This window comes from Photobacterium sp. WH24, from assembly GCF_019204055.1.
Lineage (GTDB): Bacteria > Pseudomonadota > Gammaproteobacteria > Enterobacterales > Vibrionaceae > Photobacterium > Photobacterium arenosum.
In genome coordinates this window covers 79156-86137 of record NZ_JAGSOZ010000015.1, presented here as the reverse complement: position 1 = coordinate 86137, position 6982 = coordinate 79156, and the positions used below count along the sequence as shown (strand labels likewise).

At 49.5% G+C, this 6982-nt stretch carries 6 protein-coding genes; 2 read left to right on the top strand and 4 right to left on the bottom strand.

Annotated elements, in window-relative coordinates:
• Window positions 1–65 precede the first annotated feature (65 nt).
• The 4 genes from KCG43_RS16940 to KCG43_RS16925 all read right to left on the bottom strand — a co-directional run bounded on the left by KCG43_RS16940 (window position 66) and on the right by KCG43_RS16925 (window position 4677).
• On the bottom strand, window positions 66–320 hold the full coding sequence (locus tag KCG43_RS16940) for a bacteriocin immunity protein (RefSeq protein ID WP_218386420.1): 255 nt from the start codon (window positions 318–320) through the stop codon (window positions 66–68).
• Window positions 310–2655, bottom strand: a complete 2346-nt coding sequence (locus KCG43_RS21545) for an S-type pyocin domain-containing protein (RefSeq protein ID WP_218386417.1) — start codon at window positions 2653–2655, stop codon at window positions 310–312. Before KCG43_RS21545 ends, KCG43_RS16940 begins: the two co-directional genes overlap by 11 nt.
• 206 nt (window positions 2656–2861) lie before the next feature.
• Window positions 2862–3473, bottom strand: a complete 612-nt coding sequence (locus tag KCG43_RS16930) for a 2OG-Fe(II) oxygenase (RefSeq protein ID WP_218386415.1) — start codon at window positions 3471–3473, stop codon at window positions 2862–2864.
• A 142-nt stretch (window positions 3474–3615) separates the two neighbouring features.
• Window positions 3616–4677 (bottom strand): GPI inositol-deacylase, encoded by a 1062-nt coding sequence (locus KCG43_RS16925; protein WP_218386414.1) that lies wholly within the window; start codon window positions 4675–4677, stop codon window positions 3616–3618.
• 259 nt (window positions 4678–4936) lie between these two features.
• Here KCG43_RS16925 and KCG43_RS16920 point away from each other — a divergent pair, with 259 nt between their 5' ends.
• Both KCG43_RS16920 and KCG43_RS16915 read left to right on the top strand, forming a co-directional pair.
• Window positions 4937–5569, top strand: a complete 633-nt coding sequence (locus KCG43_RS16920; protein WP_218386413.1) for a transglutaminase family protein — start codon at window positions 4937–4939, stop codon at window positions 5567–5569.
• 196 nt (window positions 5570–5765) lie between these two features.
• Window positions 5766–6506, top strand: coding sequence for a GntR family transcriptional regulator (locus tag KCG43_RS16915; protein WP_370630705.1), 741 nt, complete (start codon window positions 5766–5768; stop codon window positions 6504–6506).
• Window positions 6507–6982: the final 476 nt, after the last annotated feature.

Here is a 6982-nt window from a genome sequence, read left to right as displayed (position 1 = left end):
GGCTGAGGGGAGAATTACACGCCACAATCAATGGAATTCACCAATTGTGGCGTGCAGTACGATGATTATTCAGATTTGAAGCAGGGTAAACCTTGCTCGGCATACCAGCGCTTAAGTTCAGATACCACAGCTTCTGGTGAGTCTTCAATGCCACACATATCTGGATGTGTGACCAAAGCACTTCCTCTGGGATGTCGAATTTTTTTATTGAAGAAAATAAGAAGCTCATCAACTAATTGATCATCACAATTCTCATCATAAGGCTCTTTAACTAGTTCGAGGAACTCTTGTTCAGTGTATTGGTTTAGTTCATTTTTCATTAGAATGGATCCTTACATGATTTTTTGCAGTATTTATTCTAAGATTATCAATATTATATACATCCCCGCCATGTTGAATTTCTTCAACATGATGTATTTCATACCTTCCCCTTTCTCCAGCCCAATAATCAGGCAAACAATATGGTGCATTCCCTTTCTTTTTCATCTGAATCTGACTCGAAGTTTTAAATTGGTTGAATAGTTCTGGGTTTTTGGCAACTTCTTTCCATATTGCAGTTTGCAATCCTGAGAACGTTTTAAATTCACACCCTCTCAACGCATCTGCGATAGCGGTTGGAATATACTGCCCCTGTCCTTCATTGGCCGCCTTGCCCAGCCAGTACCCGTCTTCCCACGGCACATCTTTCCCTTTACCTGTGACAACACCCGGTTGATTACGCCTGTCTTCTTTGTAAACAAGATAAATCGGCGCAATCCCTGAATCGACAGGAAACACCAGAATCGCATCGCTCCAGTGTGCTTCTTCTGCGGCAGGATAGGTTTCAACCGTCGGGGTTGGCATATCAGATATCGGTATGGTGCGAATATCGTCCGCCTCAAAACCATCGTCATGATCCGGTGTCAGTTGCCACTCTGGCTTGCCCTCTTCATTCGGCGTCCAGGTAATATGCGGGCCGTTTTCCTCCAGCGCAACGGAGTAGCTGTTGGTCTTTTGATCCAGTCCGACATAACGTACCGGAATGCGGGTGTCATCCATGTGATACGCACGAACCTGCGGGTAAGATTCGCCCGGCGTCGTGTCGGTCAGGCGGATGCGGATCCGGCTTTGCACGCTTTCTAAGTTATGCAGCTCTTCTTCGGTGTGCTGGGTGTCGTCATCGTGCCAGATTTTTCGCTGCATCATCAGCACTGAGGTAATCCCGCCTGAGGTCATCAGCCGATAGTCGTCCAGCACACTGCCGAGTTTGCCGGTCAGCCTGGTGAGAGCGTTAGCGGCATCCTTATTGGCCGAACTGAGTGCCTTGTTGCCAACCGCGCCGCCAGCACTGCTCGCAAGTGCTGATTGGGTGGCTTGCTGTGCCTGAATAACTGCGATTGGATTGGCATGAGCCGAGCTGAAAAACCACGAGAACGGCCCGAAATGGGTGATCGGCTCTGGCGATGTACCGGCGTCTGTGCATCCTTGCGGGGTTTCACAGGACTTGGCAAACACCGGCGCTACCACCGACTTGATACGCACGACGGGAATGTCTGCCGCCAGCCCGCTGGGATACATCGGAATGATGCTGGTATCTTCAATGCACGAACCGTCGTAGTGATAGCAAGTGTTGAGCGGCTGATTAACATCGGCTGGCGGCACCGGCGGCCGCTCTCTGACCGGCTCGGAGGCAGCCACAGCATCCGGTGATTGCACCGTCAGAATATGTCCCGCCTCCAGCAACAAGGGGTTTTCTTCATAGCCTGGATTCAAATCCAGCAGTTCACGAGCGGTCAGGCCGTATTGCTGTGCAATATCAGACCATGACTCCCGCTGTCCGGTGGCCGGATCGTGCTGCACCGTATAAGAGCTTGTTGACTCAGTCTGACGCTGCTCATTGCTACTGTTTTCCCGCTTAACGATAGGCTGTCGGATGGCATCCAGCAGCGCACCGAGATCGATTTTGACGCCGTTTTGTACCAGCCAGTCTTCACTCAGATTATCCAGATGCAGGCGGGTGATCCGCTCGCGGCGGTAGACCAGATACTGATTGTCTGCTCTCTGACCACCCCGTTTCCACGGCAGCAAAATAGCACTCTGTACGCCCTGATAAAGCGCATCACTGAGCTGTTCATGAGTAGAATGCATCACCTGAAATGCCCAGCGCTTATTACCAAGAATCTGGTATTCCTGCACCAGCTTATCGTCACAAAAATGGTAGAAGTAACCCTGTGTGGGGTGGCCCAGACGACCGTCAATTTCCACCGCAGGCATAACAGCCACGAAAGCTTCCTGAACCTGACCGGCTCCTTTGGGATGAACGGTCACCGGCTCAACCGGAGTCACACCCAGCGATGAGCTGGCGCGGTTCACGTACAAATGTTTCGGCTCTTCAACCCTGACCTCTGTGGTGTGGCGATAGCCCTGTTCAATCGGTTTGATTTGCCAGTTTGCCCGCCAGTCTTCTGCTTCGGTGTTGCCTAACGCAAATTCGCAAGTGCTGTGCTGGTGCAATGACTCTGCCGAACAGGACAGATCAAAACTGTACTCGAACTGTGCCACTGGCTCCGGGTCTTCCCCTGCCGACGGCGGAGGTGCAAGGGTGGAGTAATCCTCAAAGGGCGCATAAGACGCCCTGGGATATCTTTTTTTCACTGAATCGTCATCCGCACTCACAATGCCCCCTTAACAAAAAAGCAGCTACATCAAACATTTTGCGCAAGATTTTACCACTGGGAAGCAGTTGCGGTGTGACGGTTTTTGAGGGGGTTTGTCAGTGGAAATAACAGGTTTCAGGTTGCGAATTGCCGGTTTCGGGCGTGGAAATGAAAGACGGCTGACCCTATACGTTGACCCTTGCAGGGCGCATGATCATTCTACAATTACACCGCGATATCCAGACTGCCCGCGCTCACGCCATTGAGCCGAAACCAACCCGCAATACTGAAACGCGGGCGATGTGCTGGCAGCACCTCATGAGGAAAATCTTCAGATAGAAACATCACCAGACGCCCGCCTTTAGGCACCAGCTTTGTCAGAAAGCTCTCATCATTATTGTAAATAACCAGCTCTCCGCCATCCGTTTCCTGCCAGTCTTGATCATTCAGATACAGCACAGTCGTAAGAATACGGTTGGCTTTGCCACGAAAACTATCACGATGCTTTTTATAAAAATCCCCCTGCTCGTACTTGGCAAAATGCGCCTCGTATTCAAACAGCCCCAGGTAAAGGTAGCGATTAACCGCCTGTCGGATCACTTCCATCTTATCCAGATAGTGATAAACTGGCTGGCCCATCTCTTCTTTCAGCCAATGAATCTTATCGCTTCGGATCGACGCCACATGCGCATGGGCATCCTGACGCCCAATGCCAGCTTGTGACCATTCAGAGGGTAAGCATTGCAACAATGCAGATATTTCGTTTGCAGAAAGAAAATCGTCCCACACACACCAACCCTGCGTGTGCAGGCTATCAAGCATAGTGTCGAGATCCATGCGATGAGTCCGTATTAGCCTAGCGTTGAAGCTTTATAGACACTCACCTCGCGAGTCACAAATCATTGGTTGAATGGGAAAGATAAAAAAAACTCATGGATAAATTTTACAGTTTCTCACCATAAAATAATCTGCTTGATGGTTATCCGCTATTTGCCAGAACCCACTGCTCTATTTTTCTGGCAACGAAAGGATGTGTGAGCAATCCCATATGATTCACACTGCCAACGACACACTGATTAACGGCCGGAAAACCCACTGCCAGCTGCTGTTCATCCCCTTCCCCCAACGCACTCGCGACCGGCACCAGGCCATCGCCGATACGGCGGCTTCTTTCATCCTGTACATATTTGCTCAGACAGCTGGCAACAGCATAACAGGCCACGCCCTCAGGTAAGGGAGGACGAAGCGGGTAAGGCGGCGGTGGCTCACGTTGCCAGTCGGAATGGCAGATGGTTCCCAGACTGAGATCTTTACTGCCGGCGCTGCGCAGCCGGGTCAGGCTAACCACAGATTGCAGGTAAGGCACAGCCGCAATCCGGGTTTCAGCCCAGCTGGCCAATTTTGCCAGAGGCGCACCGTTATGCGGGGTGCCCAGGGTAATCAGTGTGGTGAGCTGATTTATCCAGCTCACCTGATGTCTGCTGGCATAAAAGCATGCACTCCTGCTGACCAGTCCCCCCATACTGTGGGCAATAATGACAATCTCCTGTACCGGACAAGGCCACGCAGCAATCAACTGCTCTAACAATAAAGTGAAATCTTCACCATTGGATGAAATGTGACGCCCGGTGTTGTAACGCAGATAAACGGGTGTATAGCCAAACTTCGCCAAATTTCGCCCATGATCATGGGGCTTACGTTGCCATTGGCTGTCATTCATACACCAGCCATGCACACAAATCACTATCCGGGACTGCGGCAGCGACAATTGCCCGGCCAGCGTAATAGGATCCAGGCTCAGTGGCTGCATACCGCTGCTGAATGCCATTTTCTGTGCTAACCGGCTTTTGCGCTCTTCAAGCGAATCCCCCATCACACCGTTCATTGTGGCGATCACCAGATCGCTGGGCACAGGCGGCAAGCCGGTTTCAACAAACTCCCCCAAACCTGCCCGCCATTGATTCGCGTTGACAAGAGCTCGATCTGACAGATCGCTTAACAGCAACTGAAGTGTTCGGTTAATCCGTCGCTTTAATACCATACTCACACCTTTACATCAGATCTCAGATCAGGCCAACCGCTGGTCACCACCATGCAATGCTGTGTCTCACGACAGATCAAGGTTCTGGTATGTCGCCAGTCATATCTAAGAATAGGATAGGGTCCACAGGCCATCTGTGGTATGCCAGCATTGATGTGAATTACCTCAAGCTCTCGCACAAAACCTTTCCGTGCTACTCGCCAAGATAGAGCTTAGACTCTAGTCTGCTAATGAATAACAGCATAAAGGATCTCTTAACATGGAAGACCAATTGAGCGCTACCGACTACTTTGATTTTAATCACCCGGCTATCCAAAGCTTCAGTCGACAGGTGACAGGTAACACTGCGGCCGAGAAAGCCATCAGCATGTATTATCTGGTTCGCGATGAGATTGTTTACAATCCCTACACGCTGCAGGATGGCCTGCCCAGTCTGAAAGCCAGTTATTGCTTTCAGACTGGGCAGGCATATTGCATCCCAAAAGCGGCGCTGATGGTCGCACTGTGCCGTCAACATGGTATCCCGGCCCGTCTTGGTCTCGCGGATGTGATCAATCACTTATCAACACCGGCATTGGTTGAATGGCTGGGAACAGACTACTTCGCTCTGCATGGTTATGCAGAGATCTGGCTGAACCAGGGCTGGGTGAAAGTAACGCCTGTATTCGATCGTGCTTTATGCGAGAAGTTTAACGTTGAACCACTGGAATTTGACGGTAAACATGACGCTATTCTCCATTCCGCGACAAAAGATGGTAGCAAACACATGGAGTATGTAAAATACCACGGTTGTTTTGATGACATGCCCATTGAATTTATTAGAAAAACCGCCTCCGAGGCTTATCCAAAATTTGCAGATTTATTCAATCAGGACCGGGTTAGCACTCAATAGTTTCGCCCCGTCAGTGAGTCGCCATCAGGACGCGGTTATACACTCTGTTTCATTTTTCCCTGATCAATCGCGATTCAAGAGCGCAAGCGAACCGGAGAAAATATGATTATTTATTTTACTCTGAAAAGTTAATTCGCTTTTTTGCGTTAATTGCATACAATAACGGGGCAGCTGGAGAAGCTTTAGGAGAGAAGTAGTGACCACGCCAGTGAAAAAAAAGTCAACGTTAAAGAAATCACCCACTGTGGGTCCGACACTTACCCAGGATGATATTGTCTACGGACACATTTTTGATGCCATTCTGGAACAGCGCCTACCACCAAACACCAAGCTCAATGAAGAAGCTCTGGGTGAAATTTTCGGTGTCAGCCGAACCATTATCCGCCGTGCCTTACTTCGCCTGTCTGTCGAGCAGATTGTTAAAATTCGCCCGAACCGTGGTGCCATTGTCGCTGCACCTAATGTTGAAGAAGCCCGGCAGGTACTGAAAGCGCGTGAAGTGCTGGAGCTCGCCATCACCGAGCTGGCCGTTGAACATGCAACCAGCGAACAAGTCGCCAAATTACGTGAACTGGTTAAAGATGAGCATGCAGCTTTTGACCAAGGCGATGTGGGCCGGGGTATCCGCCTTTCCGGTGAATTCCATATCCAGCTGGCCAGTATGGCCAATAACCCTCCTTTGCTTTCCTTCCAGCGCAGTATTGTGTCGCAAACTTCTCTGATCATTGCACTTTATGAAGTCGGCAACCGTGGTCAATGCTCTTTTGATGAACATAACCAGCTGCTTGACGCTATTGAAGCGGGTGAAACAGAGAAAGCGGTTTCGCTGATGCGCAGTCACCTGGGCCACATCAATGCCAAGTTAGCCCTTGATGATGAAGCCATTAGCAGTGACCTCCACGCTGTCTTTTCAGATGTTGTGTTAAAGCGAAGATAAATCGTAAACAATTTAACGAAAAATAAAGAACAACATTGTATACAATAATATCATGCCCTATACTGTTCTCAGTGGGGCATGCAGCCTACGTGTTCAGTTCGGTATTGTATAAGTTGGTGCTGCACGCTCCCACCCATTCCTCTTTTTAGTCTGTTCAGACAAATAATTACCTGTGTTCATCTTTTCTTAATGTGCTTTTGCTCACTGAGATTTTGCATGACAAAATCACAAAGTATCCTATACAACCAGTCGGCAGACTGTGTAGTTCAGCCTTGCCCTTTCTGCTCAATCAATAATGGGTTTTGTACTGACTGACTGGCTGGATTTTCGCCTGCACGGAAATGACGGTACGTGGTGAAATAACAATAAAAAAAGGAATAGTGCCGCTGACACTATTCCCAAAGGGCACACAGTCTCCAAGGACAAAGAAAACTGTGCCTACCGTTGCCTCTTACAACTTACAACATAACTCAAGG